24 protein-coding genes are annotated in these 22,867 nt (G+C 61.1%); 8 read left to right on the top strand and 16 right to left on the bottom strand.

Annotated elements, in window-relative coordinates; all coding sequences use genetic code 11:
• Nucleotides 1–137: 137 nt before the first annotated feature.
• The 4 genes from JJ889_RS08900 to JJ889_RS08885 all read right to left on the bottom strand — a co-directional run bounded on the left by JJ889_RS08900 (nt 138) and on the right by JJ889_RS08885 (nt 4,752).
• Entirely contained in the window at nt 138–566 is a 429-nt protein-coding gene (locus JJ889_RS08900) for a hypothetical protein (protein ID WP_291894005.1), read from the bottom strand.
• A 534-nt stretch (nt 567–1,100) separates the two neighbouring features.
• The gene (locus tag JJ889_RS08895; RefSeq protein ID WP_291894002.1) at nt 1,101–2,396 is read right to left on the bottom strand and encodes a GAF domain-containing sensor histidine kinase; all 1,296 of its coding nucleotides are present in this window, start codon (nt 2,394–2,396) and stop codon (nt 1,101–1,103) included.
• A 97-nt stretch (nt 2,397–2,493) separates the two neighbouring features.
• The gene (locus JJ889_RS08890; RefSeq protein WP_291894000.1) at nt 2,494–3,678 is read right to left on the bottom strand and encodes a DUF418 domain-containing protein; all 1,185 of its coding nucleotides are present in this window, start codon (nt 3,676–3,678) and stop codon (nt 2,494–2,496) included.
• A 90-nt stretch (nt 3,679–3,768) separates the two neighbouring features.
• Nucleotides 3,769–4,752: a calcium/sodium antiporter gene (locus tag JJ889_RS08885; protein ID WP_291893998.1), complete on the bottom strand. Its 984-nt coding sequence runs from the start codon at nt 4,750–4,752 to the stop codon at nt 3,769–3,771.
• A 183-nt stretch (nt 4,753–4,935) separates the two neighbouring features.
• Here JJ889_RS08885 and JJ889_RS08880 point away from each other — a divergent pair, with 183 nt between their 5' ends.
• The 5 genes from JJ889_RS08880 to JJ889_RS08860 all read left to right on the top strand — a co-directional run bounded on the left by JJ889_RS08880 (nt 4,936) and on the right by JJ889_RS08860 (nt 10,206).
• Nucleotides 4,936–5,406, top strand: coding sequence for an NUDIX domain-containing protein (locus tag JJ889_RS08880; RefSeq protein ID WP_291893995.1), 471 nt, complete (start codon nt 4,936–4,938; stop codon nt 5,404–5,406).
• Nucleotides 5,407–5,632: 226 nt separating this feature from the next.
• Entirely contained in the window at nt 5,633–7,945 is a 2,313-nt protein-coding gene (locus JJ889_RS08875; RefSeq protein ID WP_291893991.1) for an ATP-binding protein, read from the top strand.
• 31 nt (nt 7,946–7,976) lie between these two features.
• Nucleotides 7,977–8,900, top strand: a complete 924-nt coding sequence (locus JJ889_RS08870; protein WP_291893988.1) for an ATP-binding protein — start codon at nt 7,977–7,979, stop codon at nt 8,898–8,900.
• 55 nt (nt 8,901–8,955) lie between these two features.
• Complete coding sequence (locus JJ889_RS08865) at nt 8,956–9,432, top strand: response regulator (protein ID WP_291893985.1); 477 nt, start codon at nt 8,956–8,958, stop codon at nt 9,430–9,432.
• A gap of 156 nt (nt 9,433–9,588) precedes the next feature.
• The gene (locus JJ889_RS08860; protein ID WP_291893983.1) at nt 9,589–10,206 is read left to right on the top strand and encodes a hypothetical protein; all 618 of its coding nucleotides are present in this window, start codon (nt 9,589–9,591) and stop codon (nt 10,204–10,206) included.
• Here the strand turns inward: JJ889_RS08860 and JJ889_RS08855 are convergent.
• Nucleotides 10,203–11,210 carry an alpha/beta hydrolase-fold protein gene (locus JJ889_RS08855; RefSeq protein ID WP_291893980.1) on the bottom strand — a complete coding sequence of 336 codons (1,008 nt, stop codon included), beginning with the start codon at nt 11,208–11,210 and terminating at the stop codon, nt 10,203–10,205. The two genes, JJ889_RS08860 and JJ889_RS08855, sit on opposite strands and share 4 nt — an antisense overlap.
• 261 nt (nt 11,211–11,471) lie before the next feature.
• On the opposite strand from JJ889_RS08855, the gene JJ889_RS08850 reads away from it, so the two are divergent.
• Together JJ889_RS08850 and JJ889_RS08845 are read left to right on the top strand one after the other, a co-directional pair.
• Nucleotides 11,472–12,029 carry a phosphoribosyltransferase gene (locus JJ889_RS08850; RefSeq protein ID WP_291893976.1) on the top strand — a complete coding sequence of 186 codons (558 nt, stop codon included), beginning with the start codon at nt 11,472–11,474 and terminating at the stop codon, nt 12,027–12,029.
• Complete coding sequence (locus JJ889_RS08845; protein WP_291893974.1) at nt 12,026–12,325, top strand: hypothetical protein; 300 nt, start codon at nt 12,026–12,028, stop codon at nt 12,323–12,325. The genes JJ889_RS08850 and JJ889_RS08845 overlap by 4 nt, the downstream gene beginning before the upstream one ends.
• Before the next feature lie 3 nt (nt 12,326–12,328).
• Here the strand turns inward: JJ889_RS08845 and nadC are convergent, their stop codons facing one another.
• From nadC to JJ889_RS08800, 9 genes are all read right to left on the bottom strand, one after another.
• Complete coding sequence (gene nadC / locus JJ889_RS08840) at nt 12,329–13,177, bottom strand: carboxylating nicotinate-nucleotide diphosphorylase (protein WP_291893971.1); 849 nt, start codon at nt 13,175–13,177, stop codon at nt 12,329–12,331.
• A gap of 8 nt (nt 13,178–13,185) precedes the next feature.
• Nucleotides 13,186–14,805 (bottom strand): L-aspartate oxidase, encoded by a 1,620-nt coding sequence (locus tag JJ889_RS08835; RefSeq protein WP_291893968.1) that lies wholly within the window; start codon nt 14,803–14,805, stop codon nt 13,186–13,188.
• A complete protein-coding gene (locus tag JJ889_RS08830; RefSeq protein ID WP_291893965.1) occupies nt 14,805–15,854 on the bottom strand; it encodes a hypothetical protein in 1,050 nt (349 codons plus the stop codon). Before JJ889_RS08830 ends, JJ889_RS08835 begins: the two co-directional genes overlap by 1 nt.
• Nucleotides 15,851–16,369 carry an O-acetyl-ADP-ribose deacetylase gene (locus tag JJ889_RS08825; RefSeq protein ID WP_291893962.1) on the bottom strand — a complete coding sequence of 173 codons (519 nt, stop codon included), beginning with the start codon at nt 16,367–16,369 and terminating at the stop codon, nt 15,851–15,853. Before JJ889_RS08825 ends, JJ889_RS08830 begins: the two co-directional genes overlap by 4 nt.
• Before the next feature lie 14 nt (nt 16,370–16,383).
• Nucleotides 16,384–17,532: a quinolinate synthase NadA gene (nadA, locus tag JJ889_RS08820; RefSeq protein WP_366940070.1), complete on the bottom strand. Its 1,149-nt coding sequence runs from the start codon at nt 17,530–17,532 to the stop codon at nt 16,384–16,386.
• Nucleotides 17,533–17,642: 110 nt separating this feature from the next.
• A complete protein-coding gene (locus JJ889_RS08815; RefSeq protein ID WP_291893957.1) occupies nt 17,643–17,873 on the bottom strand; it encodes a hypothetical protein in 231 nt (76 codons plus the stop codon).
• 77 nt (nt 17,874–17,950) lie between these two features.
• Nucleotides 17,951–18,379, bottom strand: a complete 429-nt coding sequence (locus JJ889_RS08810; protein ID WP_291893954.1) for an ester cyclase — start codon at nt 18,377–18,379, stop codon at nt 17,951–17,953.
• A 7-nt stretch (nt 18,380–18,386) separates the two neighbouring features.
• Nucleotides 18,387–19,355, bottom strand: coding sequence for an NAD regulator (locus JJ889_RS08805; RefSeq protein WP_291893951.1), 969 nt, complete (start codon nt 19,353–19,355; stop codon nt 18,387–18,389).
• A complete protein-coding gene (locus tag JJ889_RS08800) occupies nt 19,355–19,978 on the bottom strand; it encodes an HD family hydrolase (RefSeq protein ID WP_291893948.1) in 624 nt (207 codons plus the stop codon). The genes JJ889_RS08805 and JJ889_RS08800 overlap by 1 nt, the downstream gene beginning before the upstream one ends.
• Before the next feature lie 170 nt (nt 19,979–20,148).
• Here JJ889_RS08800 and JJ889_RS08795 point away from each other — a divergent pair, with 170 nt between their 5' ends.
• Entirely contained in the window at nt 20,149–20,523 is a 375-nt protein-coding gene (locus tag JJ889_RS08795) for a hypothetical protein (protein WP_291893945.1), read from the top strand.
• Between the two features lie 81 nt (nt 20,524–20,604).
• On the opposite strand, the gene JJ889_RS08790 is transcribed toward JJ889_RS08795, so the two are convergent.
• Both JJ889_RS08790 and JJ889_RS08785 read right to left on the bottom strand, forming a co-directional pair.
• Complete coding sequence (locus JJ889_RS08790; RefSeq protein WP_291893943.1) at nt 20,605–21,591, bottom strand: hypothetical protein; 987 nt, start codon at nt 21,589–21,591, stop codon at nt 20,605–20,607.
• Nucleotides 21,591–22,706: a beta-ketoacyl-ACP synthase III gene (locus JJ889_RS08785; RefSeq protein ID WP_291893940.1), complete on the bottom strand. Its 1,116-nt coding sequence runs from the start codon at nt 22,704–22,706 to the stop codon at nt 21,591–21,593. Before JJ889_RS08785 ends, JJ889_RS08790 begins: the two co-directional genes overlap by 1 nt.
• Between the last annotated feature and the right edge of the window lie 161 nt (nt 22,707–22,867).

The raw sequence follows: 22,867 nt of genomic DNA, 5'->3' as shown, positions 1-22,867 counted from the left end.
ATTTTGTGGAGATCTCGCCAGCGACGGGGCTCGTGCTCGCTTTTACGTCACCCTCATTCCGGGCTTGCCCCGGGGATCGAGGATGCGGTCGCGGTGAGGGTGAACCGGGCCCGCTGGTGAGGTGGTCATAGACTTCTTCAGTGCCCATCGCCCACGGTGCACAGCGCGACATCTTGAAGTCCGCCTTCGCCGTCAAACGCCTGCACGAGTACCCTTGAGATAAACTCCCTGTCTTCTCGACCAAAATATTCGATCCAAATGTCGACAAACGAACCGGTGTGTCCGGATAAACAGCTGCCGATTGGTTCGACATCAAGAAGCGCAAAACGAACAGGGGCCACAGTCGACGGACCTGTCATCTCCTGGTTCGGCAATACGATAACATACCCCTCAGTATTTCTCTCCAAGAGCCCGTAGGTCACAACCGTATCGTCGCGCAGTCGCCGACGGAGGTCCGGATCGAACACTTCAGCTGGCAGCAGGGATGGATCGGCTTGCTCACCGTGAATGAATTCGCAAGCGGATAAGGTGACGAGGCACACGCCCGCAATAATAGCTCTTTTCATAAGCTTCCGCTCCTCTTCGACCGTTTAAGGCAGCGCAATCGCGATGATTTCACAGGTACAGCGTTGCTGACAATAAGCAGATCAAGCACGGTTGAAACGAAGGTTCTCATAAGAATTCCACTGCATGCGAGGCCTCGGAACAAGTCCGGGGGAAACAGGGGGCTCTACCCACTCTCAGTCCGATACCACGCCTCTTTCCCGGCCGCAGAGCCGGGACCAACGAGCCGGCCGGTCGTTTGGTTGGCCCCGGATCGTGCTGCGCACGTCCGGGGAAGATGGGGGGGGGGAGGAAGGGTTGAGAATTTCGGCTTGGAAAGGCGTGCGTGCTCCTGTTTTTGGAACGGCCCACATCCAGAACATACTCAAACTTGTCATCCCCGCCGGATGCCCCGCGAAAGCGGGGCGCAGAGCGGGGACCTATGGCGCTCTCGTCGGATCCCGGATCTCCGCCCGGCTCGGGGCCGGGCATGCGTCCGGGATGACAAATATTGTGGGGGCGTTCCAAGAGACGGCGGCACACCCCACCGCAACCCACTAACCCTCATCCGCCTTCTGCAGATGCAGGGCAAAGCGGCTGCCGACACCGGGGGCGCTTTGGACGCTGATGCGGGCGAAGTTCAGGTCGGCGAGTTCGCGGGCCAGTGTCAGGCCGAGGCCGGTACCCTCGGTGGAGATTTCGGTGGCGTCTTCCTCGCGGTGGAAGGGCTCGAAAATGCGGTCCAGGGCCTCGTCGTCAAGACCGATGCCGCTGTCTTCGATGCCGATGGCGACATCGTCATCATCGGCGCTGATGCGCACATGGACCGTGCCGCCCTCGGGGGAGTAGCGGATCGCGTTTTCCAGCAACATGCCGAGAATGCGATGGACATGGCGGATGTCACCCACCGCCAGCAATTCGTCTGCGTCGCCATCATCCAGCGTCAGCGTAACGCCGCTCTCGCCGGCCATGCGCTGGAAGGGCGCCATGGCGTTTTCCGCTTCCCAGATGGCGTCGAAACTCTCCAGCGCGCTGGGCAGTTTGCCGCCGGCGATCTTGGAGAGGTCCAGGATGTCATTGATGATGCGGGCCAGCCGGTCGCCGGCTGTCTTGATCGTTTCGGCCTGTTCAAGGGCCCGGCCGGTGTCTTCGGCGATGTAGCCCTCGCGGGTCAACAGGCCGGAAAAGCCGATGATCGCATTGAGCGGCGTGCGCAGCTCGTGGGAGGCATTGGCCAGGAAACTCGCCTGCATCTGTTCGGCATTGCGGGAAATTTCCAGCGCGTCCTCAAGCTCGCTTCGGGCATGGGTCAGCTCGTCCAGCGCCCAGATATGACGCAGCTGGGCGGCGGTGAGGGCGGCGATGGACTCGAACAATTCCTGGCATTTGGGCGAGAAGAAACCGGGCTCGTGATGTTCACTGTCGATGACGCCGACAATGCGCTCGCCGACGAGAATGGGCACGCACAGTTCCGAACGGGCCTGCATGAGGTCCTGGATGTAGCGCGGATCATCCGCCAGCTCGTCGATACGGATCGACTGGCCGGTCGTGGCCACCGTGCCGGTAATGCCGTCTCCGACCGGGATGGTCAGGCGGTTGATGATGGCGCCGTCCTCGTCGTCCAGCGTTTTCTCGCCAATTGCAGCCATCTGTACGAGCTCGCCGCGATCCCTGTCGAGGCGGTAAACCACGCAGTCGATATAACCCAGCCGGGCCACGACATTGCGGGCGACATAACGATAGAGCTGGACTTCGTCACGAATGCCGGCGACGTCGACAGCAAACTCGCGAAAGACCCGCACCGGGTCCATCGCCCCGGAGGGCGGACGGTCGTTCGCTTCGGAAGCGGTCATGGATGCGGGCACAGGCGACATGACGACGAGCAAGTGATTGATAGAAAGGGCTGTCTCTCACAAATACCTGCCCGTCGCCAGTCATATGGGATGCGGCCTAGCGCTTCACGATCGGCTGCAGCTTGCCATAGGTCAGTGAACGCCAGAGCCATTCCAGCGGACCGAACTTGAAGCGGGATAGCCATAGCGGCGACCAGATCAGCTGGATGGCCCAGACCAGCAGGACCAGTTTGAGCTGGTCGACCCGTTCAACCGTGCCGAACAGTCCAAGCCCCGGCGCACCGACAAAGATGAAGGTCATGATCAGCGTCTGGCTCAGATAATTGGTGAAGGCCATGCGGCCGACACTGGCGAACCAGGCGATGATCAGCCTGAAGGCGCCAATCTTCGAGAGAAGCATGACAAGGCTGGCGTAACCAAAGGACAGGACAACGCTGCCGAAGAAGGACCAGGCGAGACCGTCGGCCTTGGCCTGTGCCGAGAATTCGCCGCCGATAAGTGTCGTGGTCGACATCCAGTTCAGATATACACCAGCGGCAATCACCACGACGCTGAGGACGAGATAACGAGACGTACTCCAGGCGGCGGAGAGGAAGCCACTCTTGTAGAGCGCCATGCCCAGGAACATCAGACCCAGCGTGCGCGGGCCCATAAAGATCAGGCTCACGACTTGTCCGATGCCGGCCCAGATCGCGTTGACACCGATATGCTGGACGAAACCGGCCTGATAGGCCTCGATCATGCCGGTTTGCATGTCGGCCATCATTTGCTGTTGATCAGCAGCACCCTCGGCAGGCGTGAACATAGCGCCCAGATAGGTCAGCCCGATCATGATCAGGCCGCCGATCAGCACCAACAGGATGCCGAAGATGGTCAGCTTGGCCACGGACATCTTGCGCGCATTCACGGCGATCATGCCCAGCAGCGCGTAGTGGACCAGGATATCGCCCCACCAGAAGATATAAGCGTGGATGGCACCGATCAGCAGCAGCCAGAGCATGCGCGGATAGTGTTTGCCTGTGTTGTCCCCGTCGCCTGCCATCAGGATGATGCCGGCGCCAAAGAGGGTGGAGAAAATCGTGATGAACTTCATCGCGAAGAAAGTGTGGGCAACAGACCAGACCGTCAGATTGGCTCCGGTAAGGTCCATCATCATTGTCGGGTCGTCATACGCCATCGGGGTCATTGCAAACCCCTGGACATTCATCATCAGGATGCCCAGCACGGCGATCCCGCGCAGCGCATCAATACTTACAAGTCGGTTGGTTTGTGGTTCAGCCATGCCGCTCTCCCCTGTCAGGCGCGGCAAGCTAGACCGGTGCGTTGCAGAAGTCTCGGGGAAAAGCGCCCGGCGCGTCCCCTGTGAAGTCTGCTAGAGCACGCTCTGGGCGAGGACGGCGATATAGCCGACATAGGCGGCAAACAGCAGCAGGCCGAAGAAACGTCCAATAGGGCGGCGGGCCAGGACGATGCCAGCGATGACGACGCTGGCGGCCAGCATGACCCAGAAATCCAGGGCGAAGAAACCATCGGGAACCGGCAGGTCTGCGCTGACAGCAGCTGCCGCGATACCGGTCGCGCCACCCACGGCGAAGACATTGAAAATGTTCGAGCCGAGCACATTGCCGATGGCCAGATCAGCCTGGCGACGCAGCGAGGCCATGACGACAGTCGCCAGCTCGGGCAGGGAGGTGCCGAACGCCAGGGCGGTGAGGCCGATGATCGATTCGTCGATATCCAGGGCGCGCGCCGCCTCGGTGCCACCGATGACGATCATCTGGGCGCCGACAGGCAGGGCGACGAGGCCGACAGCAAGCGCGAACAGGATATTGCTCCACTTGTGCGGCAGGCCTTCCATACCGTCGATATCGGTCAGCTCGGCCAGGCTTGGATCATCCGTCTTGCCGCGCGCCAGGAAACCCAGAATGGCGACATAGGCGATGATGGTGCCAAACAGTGCGTAGGCTTCGGTGGGCGAGATGGTGTGATCATAGCCGACACCGATGAGGGCGATCGCTGCAACCAGCGCAAAGATGGCATTGCGGCGCACACCTGGCGTGGTCGTGGCGATGGCGCCAAAGACGGCCGGCAATCCGAGCACAAGTAGGAAGTTGGCGATATTGGAGCCAACGATATTGCCCATCGCCAGGCCCGGGGCTCCCGCCAGGGCGGACTGCACACTGACCACCAGTTCCGGTGCAGACGTGCCAAAGGCGATGATGGTCAGGCCGACAAACAGCGATGGAAGTTTCCAGCGCCGTGCCAGACCGGCTCCGCCCCGGACCAGATAGTCGCCACCGAACAGTAGGACGACGATCCCGCCGAGAATCAATGCTATGAAAACCGGAGCCGACATAAATTAACTCAGTACTCAGATATTGGACTAGTCGAAGCGATGGTACTCGATGAGATTGAGCAGTCCGAACAGGCCGGCAACCAGGCCGAGGGCAACAAGAGCGTACATGGATAGACCCCAAATCAATTTAGTTCGAAGGCTACATAGCGCGCCCGTGGCCCTCTGGCCAGTCGGAGACGTCGTATGAGCTGGAGATGGAAGCTGGAACCTGTTTTGCGCCCGGTTTTCCAGGCCTGGTGGCGCATGAAACGTGGTGCCACGCTGGGTGTTCGCGTGCTCGCACAGCGCGAGGACGGAGCTATCATGCTGGTCAAGCACACTTATATCAGCGGTTGGCATTTGCCTGGCGGTGGCGTGGAGAGCGGAGAGGTTGCCGAAGAGGCCGCCGAACGCGAGCTGGAAGAGGAAGCCGGTCTGGTCGCACGCGGCCATTTGAAGCTTGCGGGCGTGTACGCGAACCACAAATTCTTCCGTGGTGACCATGTTATACTTTATTCCGTCGACGCTCCGGGAACTTGTTCGCCAGTCGAGCAGGGCGAGATCGCCGAACGGGCGTGGTTTGGCCTTGATGCCCTGCCGGAAGACATCTCCCCGGCCACGCTCAGGCGTATCCGGGAACACACCGGCGAGTGGGTCAGAAATCTGCACTGGTAGGAAAAGTTGCGGTGTGCCGTTGACCCGATCCTGCGAGGGTTTGTGGATGAGGATCTCCGGCACACCGCGGGGCGCACGCTGTCGAAACTAGGTGAGGCTGGCTGAACGCTGGCTGAAGCAATCGACCCCAGTTTCGCCGTGGAAACGGCACAAGATTGTGGTTTAGTGGTCCAATTCGTGGCGAGATCGGCTTAGAGTACTGAGGGGATCGATTCTAAGACGCTAAATGGCTGACACTTCTGACGATCAGGCTTCGCAAGCAGACCGCGAACAGCCCCCCGTGCTCCAGGATGATGACCTGCTGGAGCCGGATAGCTGGATCGGCCAGATTCTGCCCGGAATTCTGGCGGTCGGTTTCATCATCATTGTTGCCCTCGCGGTGATGGCCGGCGAGCGCGCGCTGATGTCGTCGGCACGCACCACCAACCAGGCCACCCTGGAAACCGTCCTGGCCAATACTTTCCAGCGTTATGAAGACTGGGCGGCGCAACAGGAAAGCCATGTCCGCATCTGGTCCCAGGACGTCGACGTCCAGGGCGCTGTGCGCGAACTCAATTTCGTGCCCGCCGCGAATGTGCTGCGCGCCTCACCTTTGCAGGTCGAGCTTTCGGTCATGCTCACGCCCTGGCTGAACGAGTATGGCTATACCGGCTTTTCCGTCGTTTCACCCGATGGCGTCGTCCTGGCCGGCAGTGCCAGCGAGGAGCTTGGCGCCGCGTCCATGGCCATCACCCATGTCGATATGGCGCGCCTGATCGCCAACGGGGTGACGCTCAGCGCGCCCTATATCTCCGATGATCTGGGCGAGGCAGACGAGCATGGCCTGCTAGAACGTCCGCTGATGCATGCGGTCTCCCTGATCCAGGATGGTGAAGATCTGATGGGCTATCTGGTCTTCGATCTCGATCCGCGGCGCCAGTATACGACGACGTTCCAGGTCGGGCGGACGGGCGCTTCCGGCGATACATTCGTGGTCGACAACCAGGGCCGGCTGCTTTCGAGTTCACGATATGAGGACATCATGATCGCCGAGGGGCTCCTGGTGGAAAGCCACCCCTCGCTTCTGCATCTGGAAGTGCGCGATCCGGGGCTTGATCTCACAGTCGTCGGGCGCCCGCAGCGTCCCTATGACGAATGGCCGCTGACCTATGCCGCCGCCGATGTGGTTGCAGGCAATTCCGGCACAAATCTCCGCGGCTACCGTGATCTGCGCGGCATTCTCGTCATGGGTGCCTGGCAATGGTTCCCGGACCGCAATTTTGGCCTCGTCACCGAGGTCGAGGTCTCCGAGGCGCTCGCCGGTGCGAACCAGGCGCGCGCTGTCCTGCGTGTCTTCGCCGTGGCGATGGCGCTGTCGTTTATCCTGCTGGCTGTCCTGTTCAGCGCCCACCGTAATATTTCCCGCCAGCGCGCCCAGGCGACCCATGAAGCCAAACAGCGTTTCTCCCAGATCCTGATGACCGCCGCCGAGGGCATTTACGGTATTGATGGCGAGGGGCATGTGACCTTCATCAACCCGCGGGCGTGCGAGATGCTCGGCTATACCGAGGAGGAGCTGATCGGCAAGGTGATGCACACCATGGTGCACCACTCCCACCGTGATGGTTCGCTCTATCCGAAAGAGGAATGCCCGGTTCACACCTATGGCGTCCCGATCGAGGAGACCGACAAGGAAGTCTTCTGGACCAAGAACGGCCAACCCATCCCGATCGAGTTTGCGACATCTGTCATCGATCCGGACGATCCAAGCCTTGGCGCCGTTATTACGTTCCGCGACATCGCCAAGCGCAAACGCGATGAACAGGCCCTGCGCCGATATGCCCAGGAGCTCAAGCGCTCGAACGCCGAGCTGCAGGAGTTTGCCTACGCCGCTTCGCACGACCTGCAAGAACCGCTTCGCAAGATCCAGGCGTTTGGCGAGCGTTTGAATAACAAGTACGCGCCCGCGCTCGACGATACCGGTCGGCATTATCTGGAACGCATGGTCGATGCGGCGGGGCGCATGCGCCGCCTGATCGATGATCTTTTGTCCTATTCGCGTGTGAACTCCAAGACGACGTCCTATCTACCGGTCGAACTGGCGGGTGTTGTGGCAGATGTTCTGTCCGATCTGGAACCGCGGATCGCTGCAGAAGATGCCAAGATCCGTGTGGGTGAATTGCCGGCCATCGAGGCAGATCCCGGCCAGATGCACCAGCTTTTCCTGAACCTTTTGGCCAATGCCCTGAAATTCTGCCGCCCGGGAGTGACCCCGAACATCACGATCGAGAGTAATGTCGAGGTCGGTGAGGCTGGCGCGGTCGCGCGTATCTCGATCACTGACAATGGTATCGGTTTCGAACCACGTCATGCCGAACGCATTTTCGGCATGTTCGAGCGGCTGCATGGTCGCGAGGAGTTTGATGGCACCGGTGTTGGCCTGGCGACATGCCGCAAGATTGCCGAGCGCCATTCCGGTGAATTGTCCGCCTGGGGCGAGCCGGAGGCTGGCGCCGTGTTTACTCTAATACTGCCAATCCGCCAGGGAACAGTGATATAGGTATCGTATCCAGACCGGAACGGAGACCGGATTGAATTTCCGCGCCGATACATCAACCACGCTAAAGGCCCTCGCGCCTGTATTACTTGCGCTTGCTGCAGCGCTGGTCATAGCGGTGATGAATACGTCCTGGTTGCTGGCCCTGGTGGCGGCGCTGGTTGGGATTGGCGGGGTGATCGCCGTTTTGATGGCGCTGGGCCGAGGCGAGAACGGCAAGGCCGCCCGCGAACAATCCGATTTGATCGAGAAGTACGCCCTCGAGCTGGAAAGGTCGAACCAGGACCTGCAGGTGTTCGCCTCTGCAGCCTCGCATGATCTGCAGGAACCCTTGCGCAAAATCGAGAGTTTCGGCCAGCGTCTGCACGACAAGTATGATGACGTGCTCGACGAGACCGGGCGCACCTATCTGCATCGCATGGTGGATGCCTCGGGCCGGATGCGCCGGTTGATCGACGCGCTGCTGACCTTTGCCCGGGTCAATGACAGCAATACCAGCATCGCTGATGTTGACCTGGAAGCGCTGTGGAAGTCCGTGCTGACCGACAATTCAGCGCGCATCAAGAGCCTCAAGGCACGCATTGATGTCACGGAGCTGCCAGTGGTCCAGGCCGATGAGACGCAGATGCGCATCATCTTTTCGAACCTTTTGAACAATGCACTCAAATACCAGCCTGACGGTCAGGTGCCGGAAGTGTCAGTCGAGTATTTCGAGCCCGAGGACGAGGAGATGGTCGGCATCCGGGTGCGCGACAATGGAATCGGTTTCGACGCCAAATACTCCGAACGCATTTTCCAGATGTTCGAGCGACTTCACTCCAGAAGTGAGTTCGAGGGGAGTGGAATTGGGCTCGCGACCTGCGCTAGGATAGCCGAACGCCATGGCGGTTCGCTGACGGCGGAGTCTAATCCGGGGCAGGGCGCCGAGTTTTCCTTGATCTTGCCCAAGTATCAGTAGAAGTTGTGTTTCTAAGTCCTGGGGTTGGGGCAGATCTGGCAAAGAGGCTGGCATAATGAGCACTGAAAACTCGCTTTTCACGATCCTGATGGTGGATGACGATCCCGATGATCGTCTGCTGTTCAAGGAGGCGTGCGAGGAGGTTCGGCTGCGCAATCCGCTCGAATTTCTCGAGAATGGCGAGCAGCTGGTCGACTACCTCAAACGCCAGGGCTCATATTCCCATCTCAAGGACGAGCCATTCCCGGGCATTATCCTGCTCGACCTGAACATGCCGCTGAAGGATGGCCGCGAGGCGCTGGAAGAGGTCAAGGCTGATCCGGAACTACGGCATATCCCCATCATCGTTCTGACCACGTCCAAGAGTGAGGACGACATTCTGTCCAGCTACGGGCTGGGTGCCTCTTCCTACATCGTCAAGCCGATCTCGCTGGACCGTCTGATGCGTGTGGTCAATTCCATCGGGGAATACTGGGTCCAGATCGTGGAAGTCCCCACGCCCGATTCCGAGGAAGTAGAGGAAATCTACTGATTTCATCCGATAAGTCCGGAAACAGAAAACAGGCGGCCAGTGGTCGCCTGTTTTGTTATGTTCGCCTGTGAGGGGATTTGCCGCGACCTTGCCTCAATCCGGTTCTAGGGTTTGCGGGATATCAGACTGCCGCTCGATGTGGCGCAGGGGGAAATGATGTTCGGACGTATGGCAATGACCGGGCTGACCGTGATGGTCGCCATGGTATTGGCGCTGGCAATCCTGGTGCTGTTGGGCGTTTATGCGCCGTTATGGCTGCACTGGGTGCAGAATGGTGCCGACCTGATCGAGCGCGCTGTGACATCCACCGGCCTGCCCAGCAAATATAATGTCTGGGTCGGTATTTTCGCGGCGTCTGAAGCGATCGTCATCCTCATCTTCACCATCATTGCTCGGGTCATCCTGGCCATCGGACTGGCACCGTTTTCCTCGCGTATGAACGGGATAGGTACACTGCTCGCCAGTATCGGATCGATGACGGCCTCGCTCTTCTTTGCCTTCGTCCTGGGTATCCTGATGCTGGTGTCGCTGGGCATTGTTGCGCCGGATATCCTCGACAACATGTTGTCGGCGGCCGGCTGGGTCGAGGCGCGGCTGGAGAATACGGGACTGCCCTTCCGGTGGAATAATATCCTGCGGCTCCTGGTTGCCGATGATCAGATCCTGCTGCTCTTCTTCACAATCGTGGCACGCATGCTGATCGCTATCCTGGCGACGTCGGTATCGTCTGCCGTGGGTGGAAACGAGGCGCATTACATGGCGCCGGCGCGCTAGTCCGAGAGGACGCGCGCCAGATAGGGCAGGCTGATATCCATGCGATAATCGGTCGAGGAGTGGTTGTCGGGGAATTCCTCGTAGACATGCCCGATGCCGCGCGCAGTGAGCTGTTTGTGCATGCGCCGAGCGCCGTAGAGCAGATTGTACTGGTCGACATCACCGCAATCGATGAACAGGCCCTTGAGCTGTTTCAGCCCGTCGCCATGCTCGTCGAGCATTTCCAGCGGGTCCCATTTCAGCCATTGCGCCCAGCGTTCCGGAATGCGTTCGCAGGTGTCCATCGTCACGGGCAGGCGAATACCCAGATAGCTATCCGGATCGGGATCATAGGTCGCCGCCATGGCCAGGATCATCAGCGCATGCAGGTCGCTGCCATCAACTTTCACGGCCTTCTCGAAATTCTCGATAAAGGCCTCGATCGTGCCACCGCGCTTGTCGATCCGGCGCAGCGTGTGGGCGAAGTCGGCGGCGAACATGAGCTCAAACCCCATATCGCCGGAATGGCTGGCTGCGGCGGACCAGAAATCCGGATAGAGAAGGGCGTGCACCATGGCCGCGTAACCGCCGGAACTCTTGCCGAAGACACCGCGTCTGCCAGAACCGCCGCAGCCGAACTGCGCCTCGATGCCGGGCACGCATTCCTGCGTGATGAATTCAGCCCAGTTCCCCATGGCGGCGGAATTGACGTACTGATTGCCGCCCAGCCGTGTGAAACAGTCCGGGAAGGCGATGACGCAGGGCGCCATCGCGCCTTGCGCGACCAGGCGATCGGCGCGTTCGGGGACATTTTCTCCGAAATTGTACCAGCTTGTATGCTTGGGACCGCCGGAGGTGAAACCGACCAGGTCGACCAGCAGCGGCAGGCCTGATCCGTCATGACCGTGCGGGATATAGACATCGACACGCCGCCGGGTCGGATCGCCGAGCATGTTGTTGGCGATGGCCTGGCTGTCGATCTCTAGCTGCTCAACCCGTCCACGCGGGAATTCGCCTCTTTGCATGTCCTGTCTCCCCCGGATTTGCGATCCTGATACCAGTGCCGGCCTGCGAATACGACTGCCCCGTCGGCGCCCCGTCAGACATAGCCGATGATTCCGGGCAAATCGTAATGGAAAACCGGTCTCGATCAGAGGGGCGCGCGCAGGATGCTATCAACGCTCGAGACGATTGCGGAAACCGGGTGGCAGCAGGTGAGTGGAATCACTTTCAGCCCGGATTGTATCGGGTTAGGCTCGATCGTCTTCCCGCGCGCGAGATCTTCCATGAGCATTGAAAAGACTTTCATTTCCGCCTCCGACCTGCTGGCCGACAGTTTTCGCCTGGGCGAGAAGGTGCGCGCCGACGGGTTCGAGCCAACGCATATTGTTGGGGTCTGGCGGGGCGGCGCGCCAATCGGTATCGCGGTGCAGGAATACCTCGAATTCAAGGGCCACAAGGCTGATCACATCGCCATTCGAACCTCGTCCTATACGGGCATAGACGAGCAGTCGCGCGAGGTTCGCGTCTATGGCGAGGGCTATCTCGTTGACACCCTGAACGCCGATGACCGGGTGCTGATCGTGGATGATGTCTTCGACAGTGGTCGCTCGATCGAGGCACTGCTGCAGGTTCTGGGGCGCAAGTGCCGGCGCAACCTGCCAGCGGATATCCGCATCGCGACGGTCTATTACAAACCGACCCGTAATCAGACCAACCTCTTGCCGGACTATTTCATCCACGAGTGTGATGAATGGCTGGTCTTCCCGCACGAGCTCTGCGGTCTGGCCGATGACGAGCTGGCAGCCTCCGGTCTGCCGGCTGATCTCGGGGGTGGCGATTGAGCCTGATCACCGAGGCCCAGATCCGCGGGCTTGTCCTGGTCGCCGAGGGAGAGCTGTCCGCAGCCCAGCTGACGCTGTGGGAGAGCCTGCGAATCGAACCGGAGGTCTGGGTTCGTGAGGCCGGGGCCGAACACGGGTTCGGCTTCTGGGTGGTCGCGCGCAATGGCAGCGACGTACTCTGGTATGACAGTATGAGCGAGGGGTTCTGTTACGGACAGGCCCGGCTGGACGGTGTTCTGCCGGATCCGGAAATGGGACCCTTGCCGCTCGGCAAGCTGGTCCAGTCGGACGGCTGAGCCCTAGCCCTCGTCCAGACCAATATCGAAATTGGGTGCCGAGTGGGTCAGCGCTCCCACCGAGATAATATCGACCCCGGTTTCCGCAATGCCGCGTACCGTGTCCAGATTGACGCCTCCGGAGGCTTCCAGCGTCACCTTGCCCTTGGCCTGGGCGACTGCGCCGCGCAGGTCATCCAGCGAGAAATTGTCCAGCAGAACGCTTTCCGCGCCGGCCTCAACAGCGTCACCGAGCTGGTCCAGCCGATCCACTTCGACCGCAACACGGGTCATGTGACCGGCGCTGTCCCGGGCCGCCTTCACAGCTTCGGCCACACCGCCACAGACGGCCACGTGATTGTCCTTGATCAGGATGGCGTCATCCAGCCCGAAACGATGCAGCGCCCCGCCACCGGCCTGGACCGCTTGCAGCTCGAAGGCGCGGAATCCCGGCGTGGTCTTGCGGGTGTGCGCGATACGCGTACCGGTCTCGGCGACCGCGTCTACATACTGGCGGGTGAAGGTGGCGATACCGCTCATTCGGCCCATGAAGTTCAGCGCGATACGTTCTGCTGACAGGAGTGCGCGGGCATTGCCGGTGACACTGGCCAGGACATCGCCCTTGGCAACTTTGCTGCCGTCCTCGACCTGGGGGCTGACCAGGGCTTCCGGATCCATCTGCCAGACGGCTTCGAGCGCTGGCTGCATCCCACAGAACATGCCGTCCTGGCGCGAAACGAAATAGAATTTGCTCTCGGCCTTGGCCGGAATGCAGGCCAGAGCGGTGACATCGCCGCGGCCACCTTGGTCTTCCGCCAGGGCACGGGTGACAGCCTCGGAAACGAGATGGCGCGGGATCGGATTGACGGGCATGGAAAGTCCTATTCAGCCGGCACGCTGTGGCGCGCGGCTTCGGTGCTGGGCTGATCGAGATCAGCCAGGGTGTAGACGGTGTGTTCGGCGGTGTTCGCTGTGGCGGGATAGTCGGTACGGAAATGCCCGCCCCGGCTTTCCATGCGGCGCAGGGCTGCGGTGACAATGAAACGAGCGGCCAGCAGCGCATCGGCCGGACCATGGCTGGCTTCCAGCGCATTGATCAGCGCGAGCAGCTCCCGCAAGCCACTGGCGGAGCGCTCGACCCCGCAATGCGCGCTAATCGCCTGCCGCAAACGCTGCAGAGCGAGATGGGGGAGATTGATCCTCCCCGCGTGCGGGGAGGGGGACCGCGTAGCGGTGGAGGGGCCGGAGTGGGGCAGCCCGCCGGTCAGCTCGCTGCTGCTCGTCCCCTTCGACCTCGCCTCCACTTGCGCTGCGGCGAGCCCACTTCCCCGGTGGGGAAGATTGACGGCCTTCGCACACCGCGCGGCAGCAACCAGGCCCTCTGCCAGCGAGTTGGACGCGAGCCGGTTGGCGCCGTGCAGGCCGCTCGAGGCGCACTCGCCGATGGCCCACAGGCCGCTGACGTTCGTGCGGCCATCGATATCGGTTTTGACGCCGCCCATATGATAGTGCGCGGTCGGGGCGACGGGGATGGGTTCCACACGTGGATCGATGCCGGCGCGCTGGCAGGCGGCGAACACGGCTGGGAAACGGTCGGGGAATGTCTCGCCAATGGCCTCACGGCAATCCAGGAAGGCCCCCAGGCCGCGGGCATTCTGGCGATGTACGGCGCGGGCGACGACATCGCGCGGCGCCAGCTCGGCCAGATCATGGACCGGCTTCATGAAGCGCTCGCCTGTCTTGTCGATCAGGACGGCGCCTTCGCCGCGCAGGGCTTCGGTGCACAAGGGTGCCGGGTCGAGATCGGCATTGAGCGCGGTCGGGTGGAATTGCACGAATTCCGGATCCTGGATCTGCGCGCCCAGCCGGGCCGCCATGGCCATGGCCTGTCCCTGCGCCCCGGCCGGAGTTGTGGTCAGGGCAAACAGGCCGCCCGCACCGCCCATGGCCAGAACTGTGTCGTCGCCGAAGATGGTTTCAGTCTCACCGTTTGGTCCTTCGGCAAGGGCACCCGCACACCCAGTCTCGCCTTCCAGCAGGTGAACCGCATGCCAGCCATCGCGGACATGAATGTGTTTGTTGGCGCGCACGGCCTCGATCAGTGTCGCCATGATCGCAGCGCCCGCGCCATCCCCCTTCACACGGGCAACTCGATGTGCGGAGTGGGCGGCTTCGCGCGACAGGGACCAGTCAGACCCGTTGCGTTCGAACGGCGCGCCAATCGCGGCCAGCGCCCGGACTTCCGCCGCCGCGCCGTCGGCCAGGGCATGGGCTGCATCAGCCTCAACCAGGCCGGCACCTGCCATCATCGTGTCGCGCGCATGCAGGGCCGGGCTGTCATCATCAGCCAGCGCGGCAGACACACCACCCTGAGCCCAGCCAGACGCAGCGCCCTGGCCCAGCGGCGCACCTGTCAGCAACACAACCTCGCGCGGCGCCATCTTCAATGCCGCCCAAAGCCCGGCAATTCCGGCTCCGATGATGAGAACGGGGCGGGTCATCATGGTTCACGCAGCTCCAACAGGAAATCGTCATGGTGGCGGATGATCCGGCAAAGAAAGTCGCCATGCACGCGATCAAGATCATTGGTGTGCAACGGCCATTGATCTGAACAGTCGCCGCTCAGGCATACGCAGCCATAGCTGGCGGGATATGTTCCAAGCCCACGGTCAGGGTCATAATTCGCGACGAACAACGCGACCTGCCTCTCATCCCAGCTTGGTGGTATCCGCGCGACCAGCGAGACCTCGCCGGGGCGAACAATCGCCGGATTGCTCGGTCTGTGTGAGATGGTGCGAGCGTCCCGCCGGTCCGTTGGCCGAACTGTGACATCTGCCTCCAGCAGTTGATCAAGCCGCATGTTGAAGGCGGTGATGCTTAGGTTGCGGTCGATGCCGATGTTATCTTCCACATGAATCAAGTTTCCGATAAGCGGACGATTGCGCTCTCCGGTAAGGCGTATCGGGCGCTCGGTTTTTACTTCGTGAATGCGTGCATCCAGAAGACGGGTGTAACCTTCTCTGTCACGCCAACAATCGCGAGGAGTCTCTCCCCCCTGACCACGCTCCACAACCCGGCAAAGCGGCTGATAGACAAAGGCGATGAGTTCCATGTCGCGGGCATCAACTTCATCGAAATCGATATGTGGATCCGCGAAGGTTTCGATCATGATTGCGGTCGGGGGCATGCTCCCGCTCGGTAGACCGGGCGGCGGCGAGGTTCTGGCATAAACTTCTGAAAGATCCTTGTAAAACATGTGGTCGCCTGACGGCAGGCGGAAGTGGTTCATGCGCAGGTGCCCGCTCAGCCGGACCCAGCGACATTGGAATTCGGACGGTTGTCCCGTCAGTCGTCGGCGGTCGAGATCTGCGAGTATCTGAGACATCGTCGCTGTGATAGGGGCGTTGGGGGAAGTGCCTTGATCTTCGACGGACATGTCGGCGCAAATTGCCGGTTCCGGTATGACGATGTGGTCTTGCGCGACGGCTGCTGCGGTAGCCGGAAAGAGAAGCGCAAACAAGAATGTGCAGAACAAGCGTAAACGGATCATCCTAACAGCTCCTCCCGGCGCAGGGCCTGTTTGAGGGCGCTGTGATTACGTTTGTCGAAAGTGACCAGGAAGATGGTTTCCAGCCTGGTCGCCTGGGCGGCTTGTGCGACGGTTTGAACGGCGATGCGAGCTGCCGCCTCGACGGGGAAACCATAGGCGCCCGTGGAGATGGCGGGGAAGGCCAGGGTTTTCGCGCCGAGAGCGTCGGCCTCCGCGATCGAGCGGCGGTAACAGGATTGCAGCAGGTCAGCTTCGCCGTTATCGCCACCGCGCCACATCGGGCCGACGGTGTGGATGATCCAGCGGCACGGCAGGTCGTGGGCGCCAGTGACCTTGGCATCCCCGGTCTCACATCCACCCGCGAGGCGACATTCTTCCAGGAGGCCGGGGCCGGCGGCGCGGTGGATCACGCCATCAACGCCACCACCACCGAGCATGCGGCGGTTGGCAGCGTTGACGATCGCATCGACCTCAAGCTCGACAATGCTTTGACGTATGAGTTCTACGTTGGCCATGATGGCCTCCGCGACTAGATGCTGACCAGCTCGACCGGTTTTTCCTGCTTGCTCGGGTCAAAGCTGGCCGGGACGGCGGGCTTGGGCAGGTCGAGCATGGCCTGGACGGCGGCGCGGGCGCCTTCGATGACGGTGTCGTCGACCTCGACCTCGTGCTGGCCGAATTTCAGGCAGTCATAGATGTTTTCCAGCGTGATCTTCTTCATGTGCGGGCAGAGATTGCACGGGCGCACGAAATTCACTTCCGGAACCTCAACCGTGACATTGTCGCTCATGGAGCATTCGGTCAGCAGAACGGCGGTCCTGGCGCCGCTTTTGCGCGCCCAGTCGGCCATGGCGGCGGTGGAGCCGGCGAAATCGGCAGCCTGGACCACGTCCAGCGGGCTTTCCGGGTGGGTGATGATCACCACGCCGGGATGGGCATCGCGCAGGTCCTGAACGTCCTGGGCAGTGAATTGCTCGTGCACTTCACAGCTTCCGGCCCAGGTGAGGATTTTCACATCCGTCTGGGCGGCGACATTCTTGGCCAAATACTGGTCCGGCAACAGGATGACGGTGTCGCTGCCGAGGCTTTCAACGACCTGGACGGCGTTGGAGCTGGTGCAGGTGATATCGCACTCGGCTTTCACATCCGCCGTCGTGTTCACATAGGTCGCCACCGGAATGCCCGGATAGGCAGCCTTGATGCGGCGCACATCCTCGGCCGTGATGGAGGTCGCCAGGCTGCAGCCGGCGCGGGTGTCGGGGATGAGAACCGTCTTGTTCGGCGCCATGCACTTGGCGGTCTCGGCCATGAAATGCACACCGGCCTGGACAATGATCTCGGCATCGCTGTCGGCGGCCATGCGCGCCAGGGCCAGGCTGTCGCCCATCAGATCGCCAACCGTGTGGAAGATGTCGGCGGTCATGTAGTTGTGCGCCAGGATGACGGCTTTCTTCTCTTTTTTCAGTTCGTTGATGGCGTGGATCAGCGCGGCCTTCTGCGGCCATTCCATCGGTGTGACAACGTGTTTCACGCGCGCATAGAGATGATCGGTCGCGGCTTTCACCTCGTCCGTATAGGGCAAGTCATAGGTGTCGGACGTGCGGCCTTCATCGGCCTGCAGGTTCTTGTCCCAGCTAAGTCCGTCCATCTTCCCCTCCATTTTGCTCAAAGTGAGCATTACTCAGATCTGAAAATTGGCGATCAGAACAATCGCCTTTTGCTCGAAGTGAGCCTAATTGGTGATCCCTGTATATGCTCAGCCGGAGCATAGTGCAAGAGTTTGATCGCTCAGGAGACGACGACGCCGGAATAGACCGCGAACAGAGCGGAAGCCGTTGTAATCACGCCGAAAAGTGTGCGTTTCACGCCGCGCGAATCCCATGAAAATCCCAGCAGCGGGATGGTGGTCAGGATGGCAAACAACAGTGACAGAAGATAAATCTCATGAAACGCGGCCAAGAGGGCGGCCAGATAGCTGAGACCGGAAAGGCCCGCATTCGTAATCACACTGGTACGCACAACACACTCCCCCGGAAGCGGCGGCAATTATGTGTGGTGAGGGTGAATATGCAACCTATCTCACGGATCTTTGAATTCTATTCGTGTGGCAGGGCAACGCCGAGCTGCCGTAGCCGGGCCAGCTCGTCGCATAGACACCATTGCTCGATGATCCGGCCGGACTGGAAACGATAAATCGACATTTCCTCGATGCGGATTTTTCGTCCTGTCGGGGCGATACCCCAGAATGGGCCCTCATGGGTGCCCGTCGAAACATAGCGCGTCACAACCCGGTCATATTGTTCGATCGTGTCGAGCACGGTTTCCGTCCAGTCGGGGAAGGCGGAGCGGATCCGCTCGACGCCGTATTCAACCCCGGCAAATCCCGAGCGGTGAGGGGGTTCGCTGCTGCCCGGCCAATGGGCCAGGAAGTCCGGGTGATAGATCGTTGCAATGCGCGAAAGATCGCCATTATTCCAAAGGGCGTGAAGCTGATACACGATGTCGACTTGCGGGCTCGTGGTCATCCGTCGCTCAGGCGTCGCGCAGTTTTGGCGTGGCCAGGCCCAGCGAAGGCAGGCCCGCCAGGGCTTCGCGGCAATAGCGATAGAGCTCGGCCGGGCGTCCGCCCGTCTGGCTTTCCATCTTGCCCGTGCCTTCTACAAAACCAGCGCGATCAAGCGCGCGGCGGAAATTCTGCTTGTGCAGGCGATAGCCGATAATAGCTTCCACCGAGTGCTGCAGGGTGGAGAGGGTGAAGGCTTCCGGCATCAATTCGAAGGCGACTGGCCGGTATTTCACCTTGCCACGCAGGCGGGAGAGGGCCGTGGCCAGGATGCGGCGATGATCGGAGGCCATGGTCAGGCCGAGGCCAGGACAGCCAGAAGGGCGATCCGCCTGGCCGTCGCGGGCAGCTTCCTCAACCAGACCGGCCTCGTACAGCAGCTCGTAGCGATCCAGCACCCGTTCTTCATTCCAGCGTGATCCGCCTTCGCCGAAGGTTTGTTTGAGCCGGTCGTGACGGGTGGCGCGGCGACCGGGCGCCGCGGCCTCGTCCGCCCAGGCCGACAGGCGCGGCAGGATTTCCGCGTCGATGACAGCGGGTTTGCCCTCACGCCAGTCTTCCCAGGGGAAAAAGCCATACCAGTCGCGCCACAGGCCACCGCCATCGGGCGGCGTGGAGGTGTCAGACGTCAGGGCGAGATAGCCGACCGAGATGATGCGGCCATCGCCGATATCGGTCATCGCGGCCACGGGCGCCTCCCGGCCGCGATCACCGAATGTGTAGAGCTGTTCGACATAACCCAGCTGGAAACGCGCCTGTTCCTGCACCCAGCGGCGCAGGCCGATCTCAAATGTGCGGTGTTCCGCCGGGTTGAACGGACCGAAGGGCAGGGCCACCTCGGTATTGTCCTGGGGCACGATGAGAACCTGCGGGCGATCCTGGTTTACGGTCAGGATCACCGCATTCAGTCCCACCACAAGTTCAGTCGCTGTTGGCATCAGCCGGCATCCTCGACTTCTGCAAGCGTCTGCTCAAACCGGTCGAGGAACAAGGCCTGGGCGTCCTTGACGCACAACGGGCGGATGGCGATTTCCAGCCCGGGCGGCGGGCGACCGAAGAATTCAACGGATTCCTCGTGCGTGAAGCCGGCGATCTGGGTCGCCTCGAAATAGGCGCAGACAATGTCGGCGCGCTTGATCTTGCGTTTGACGTCCTGGCTCAGCTTTGGCGGCAGGCCGAACCGCAGGTGGACAGCAGCCTCGAGCCGGTCCTCGAAAGCACGATAATCCACACCGAGTGCCGCCTTGAACGGGCTGATCATGTCACCGATCACATATTCCGGTGCGTCGTGCAGCAGGGCGGCCAGTCGCCATTTCGGTGCCAGGCCGGGATAGAGATGATCGACAATCTCAAGCACCACGACAGAGTGTTCCGCAACAGAGAAGGCGTGATCGCCCTTGGTCTGGCCATTCCAGCGCGCAACACGTGCGAGGCCATGGGCGATATCCTCGATCTCCACATCAAAGGGCGAGGGGTCGAGCAGGTCCAGCCGGCGGCCGGAGATCATTCTCTGCCAGGCACGGGGCTGTTTGGTTTTACTGGCGGCAGTGGCGCGGGGCATGAGGCCTCAAATGACTGATTGACAGGCAGGATGTAACAGAGCCAGCGCCGCGGCTCCACCGATGTGCTGCACGCAGCTGATGAAAACTGTGCGGTCTTGTCGCGCTTGCAGGTCTGGACCGGTGGCCCGACCTTGGCTGATATATCCATAAATAAATAAGGGAGAATTCCATGTCTCTGACACGTGTGGTCATGCGCCTGGGGCGCAATCCCGATGCTGGTTACCCCGAAGGGGATGACAATCACGGCTATGTCGTCGTGGCGCCGCTGGACAAGGACGGGCATCTCGATGTGGAGATGTGGCGCGAACACCGCGCCCGCTGCACGGTCGATCGTTTCTCGCCCGAGGACGCGGAGAAGGCGGATGGCTGGCTGACTCATCGCGGCAGTCACTGGTTCTTCCAATATGACGAGGAACACGAAGGCCCGGACGAACCGGTCTTCAGCCTCGGTGATCATCTGCTACGGATCGGAGAGTATCTCACCATCCACGAAGCCGACGGCGATGACCTGACCTACAAGATCACCGAAGCACAGAAAGTCTAGCTCGGGAACGCCCGCTGCCCCGACAGCAAAACGCCCTCAGCGAGGGGCTGAGGGCGGTTTGTGTCGCAGGAGCGGTGAGGCCTATTCCTCAGCGACGATCGCGATGACGGACAGGTCCGGGCTGATGGCCAGGCGGGTGGCGCCTGCCAGGGCGGAAATGTCGCCGGCTTCAGTCCAGGCGTCTCCATTCCAGTAGACCAGCTGGCCGTTCGATGTCGACAGGAAGGCAACGCCATCAGTGGGCAGGCCCGCGCTGACGAAGTCCTCCACCCCCTCTGGCATGGCAAACAGCGGTGTGTCTTCTGCGGCGCGGAAGTCGAGATAGTGAACCGTGTGATTGCCGTCTGCATCGGCGAGGGAGTGATAAACACCCGTGCCGCGCGGATCGCGCCAGAAGGTGCGACCCGGATTCTCCGCGATCTGGGTCACGGTCTCCGGCGCGGTCGAGCGGTCGATCAGCTGCAGGGTAAAGGGATTACCGCTGTCCGGCTCACCCAGATAGAACGTCGCGACATAACGCAGGTCGGCGGAAAATTCGTAATAGCCAACCGGCGCCAGCGCGTGCGCCGCACGCGGATTGGCATTGCCGTCATCCGCCAGATAGGCATTGCCGGCATAACCGCCCGGCGGCTGGTAGAGATAGGACAGCGCGCCTTCGGACGGCGGGACTTTCGGCGAGTATTCGCTCGCATCCGGCGTATCGGTCAGCTGGGCGCTTTCGCCTGACGCCAGGTCGTAGCGCCAGATATCGGTATTGCCGTTTTCGCCAGCAGACGTGTAGAGCACGCCGCCATCAATCGTGAAGAAGGGCTGGTTGTCATAACCCTCATCACCGATGCGACCGATCTGATCGCCGAGGGCTGGCGTGTCGCCGTCCCAGCTGAGTGCGTAGAGATAGATGTCCTGGCTCGGCGGAGCGGGGACGTCCTCCGCAGCCTCTTCCTCGGCCGGAGCCTCGGTTTCAGCGGCAGCCGCTTCAACCGGTGTTTCCTCTTCAGGCGTCTCGGTTTCAGTCGCGGAACAGGCGGCCAGGCCGGCGGCCAGCAAAAGTGAAAGGGTAATACGCATCAACGTTTCCTCACGGCTGCAGCACCCACGCCGTAACCGGCGCCGAAGGCACACATGACACCGTTCTCGCCGGCGGCCATGTCCTCGGAGTGTTGTTCGAAATTGATCACGACAGAGGAGGAGGATGTGTTTCCGTATTCCTGCAGGGTGGCCGGCGCATTCTCCGGCGTCCGGTCGCGTCCCAGGATACGTTTGGCAATCATGTCGACCATGCGGATATTGGCCTGGTGCAGCCAGGTGCGGCGCACGTCTTCCGGCGCGAGGTCGATCTGTTCCATCAACGACTTGGCCACGGTCGGTGCGAAACCGACCACGTCCTTGAAGACCTTGTGACCATCCTGGTCGAGACCCGGTGTGTAATCGGCCTGGACCGTGCGCTCGGCCTCGTTGAGGAAGCCGAAATCAGAGCGCAGGGCGATGGAATACTTGTTCTGGCAGTGTGTGCCGAGCACTTCCCAGCCGCCTTCGCGGCCCTCATCGGCTTCTACCAGGATTGCACTGGCTGCGTCACCGAAGATGAAGTGCACATCGCGGCGCGAGTGCACATTGATACAGGTCATGATTTCCGGCGAGCACACCAGGATACGCTTGGCCTGGCCGGACTTGATCATGCCATTGGCGATATGCAGGCCGTAGAGCGCGGAGGCACAGGCCATGGTCAGGTCAAAGGAAAAGCCCGCCGAGCCGATCTTGTCCTGGATCTCGCAGGCCATGCCCGGGAAATTGCGCTGCTGGGCGGAGGAGGCGACGATAACGCCATCAACATCCGAACCCGCGACACCGGCCTTTTCCAGCGCCGGCGTGACGGCTTTCATGGCGCATTCGGCCTGGAAGGCGGTCTCCTCGAAGGGGCGCGGTTCGATGCGCGGCACCAGGGTGTCGGTATTGAGAATGCCCGACTTCTCGATCACATGCCGACGTTCAATGCCTGACGCATTGACGATGAATTCGGCAGAGGAGAGGGGAACCTCATCCATCGCGCCCGCGGCGATGGCGGCCGCATTGTCGGAGTTAAAGCGCTCTGCATAGCTGTTATAGCTGGCGACGAGCTCTTCATTGGTGATGACGTCTTCAGGAATCCAAGAACCCGTCGAGCGGATGATGCTGGTCTGCACGAGAATGCCCCGCTTGTTACACTTGTCGGCAGCCTAACGATTGCGAATAGCTAATCAATGCATCGCAGCATCGCGCCGAAAAAATTTCGTTTTGCTCGAATGTGCGGCAAGTCTGCCCAAGATTGCAGCGAAGTCGCAAGAAAGCAGAAAAAATCCTGCCG

The sequence above is a fragment of the Maricaulis sp. genome (assembly GCF_017643475.1).
In the GTDB taxonomy this organism is placed as follows: Bacteria; Pseudomonadota; Alphaproteobacteria; order Caulobacterales; family Maricaulaceae; genus Maricaulis.
Note: the sequence above shows the minus strand (reverse complement) of the source record. Positions and strands in the feature narration are given on the sequence as shown.

What these genes read in the sequence shown, in the direction of transcription:
- JJ889_RS08850 (WP_291893976.1), top strand. Translation starts at nt 11,472, where the DNA reads ATGAGCATTGAAAAGACTTTCATTTCCGCCTCCGACCTGCTGGCCGAC.
- JJ889_RS08855 (WP_291893980.1), bottom strand. Translation starts at nt 11,210, where the DNA reads ATGCAAAGAGGCGAATTCCCGCGTGGACGGGTTGAGCAGCTAGAGATC.
- JJ889_RS08790 (WP_291893943.1), bottom strand. Translation starts at nt 21,591, where the DNA reads ATGCGTATTACCCTTTCACTTTTGCTGGCCGCCGGCCTGGCCGCCTGT.
- JJ889_RS08895 (WP_291894002.1), bottom strand. Translation starts at nt 2,396, where the DNA reads ATGACCGCTTCCGAAGCGAACGACCGTCCGCCCTCCGGGGCGATGGAC.
- JJ889_RS08805 (WP_291893951.1), bottom strand. Translation starts at nt 19,355, where the DNA reads ATGCCAACAGCGACTGAACTTGTGGTGGGACTGAATGCGGTGATCCTG.
- JJ889_RS08865 (WP_291893985.1), top strand. Translation starts at nt 8,956, where the DNA reads ATGAGCACTGAAAACTCGCTTTTCACGATCCTGATGGTGGATGACGAT.
- JJ889_RS08885 (WP_291893998.1), bottom strand. Translation starts at nt 4,752, where the DNA reads ATGTCGGCTCCGGTTTTCATAGCATTGATTCTCGGCGGGATCGTCGTC.
- JJ889_RS08875 (WP_291893991.1), top strand. Translation starts at nt 5,633, where the DNA reads ATGGCTGACACTTCTGACGATCAGGCTTCGCAAGCAGACCGCGAACAG.
- JJ889_RS08800 (WP_291893948.1), bottom strand. Translation starts at nt 19,978, where the DNA reads ATGCCCCGCGCCACTGCCGCCAGTAAAACCAAACAGCCCCGTGCCTGG.
- JJ889_RS08880 (WP_291893995.1), top strand. Translation starts at nt 4,936, where the DNA reads ATGAGCTGGAGATGGAAGCTGGAACCTGTTTTGCGCCCGGTTTTCCAG.
- JJ889_RS08835 (WP_291893968.1), bottom strand. Translation starts at nt 14,805, where the DNA reads ATGACCCGCCCCGTTCTCATCATCGGAGCCGGAATTGCCGGGCTTTGG.
- JJ889_RS08860 (WP_291893983.1), top strand. Translation starts at nt 9,589, where the DNA reads ATGTTCGGACGTATGGCAATGACCGGGCTGACCGTGATGGTCGCCATG.
- nadA (WP_366940070.1), bottom strand. Translation starts at nt 17,532, where the DNA reads ATGCTCACTTTGAGCAAAATGGAGGGGAAGATGGACGGACTTAGCTGG.
- JJ889_RS08810 (WP_291893954.1), bottom strand. Translation starts at nt 18,379, where the DNA reads ATGACCACGAGCCCGCAAGTCGACATCGTGTATCAGCTTCACGCCCTT.
- JJ889_RS08900 (WP_291894005.1), bottom strand. Translation starts at nt 566, where the DNA reads ATGAAAAGAGCTATTATTGCGGGCGTGTGCCTCGTCACCTTATCCGCT.
- JJ889_RS08890 (WP_291894000.1), bottom strand. Translation starts at nt 3,678, where the DNA reads ATGGCTGAACCACAAACCAACCGACTTGTAAGTATTGATGCGCTGCGC.
- nadC (WP_291893971.1), bottom strand. Translation starts at nt 13,177, where the DNA reads ATGCCCGTCAATCCGATCCCGCGCCATCTCGTTTCCGAGGCTGTCACC.
- JJ889_RS08795 (WP_291893945.1), top strand. Translation starts at nt 20,149, where the DNA reads ATGTCTCTGACACGTGTGGTCATGCGCCTGGGGCGCAATCCCGATGCT.
- JJ889_RS08830 (WP_291893965.1), bottom strand. Translation starts at nt 15,854, where the DNA reads ATGATCCGTTTACGCTTGTTCTGCACATTCTTGTTTGCGCTTCTCTTT.
- JJ889_RS08825 (WP_291893962.1), bottom strand. Translation starts at nt 16,369, where the DNA reads ATGGCCAACGTAGAACTCATACGTCAAAGCATTGTCGAGCTTGAGGTC.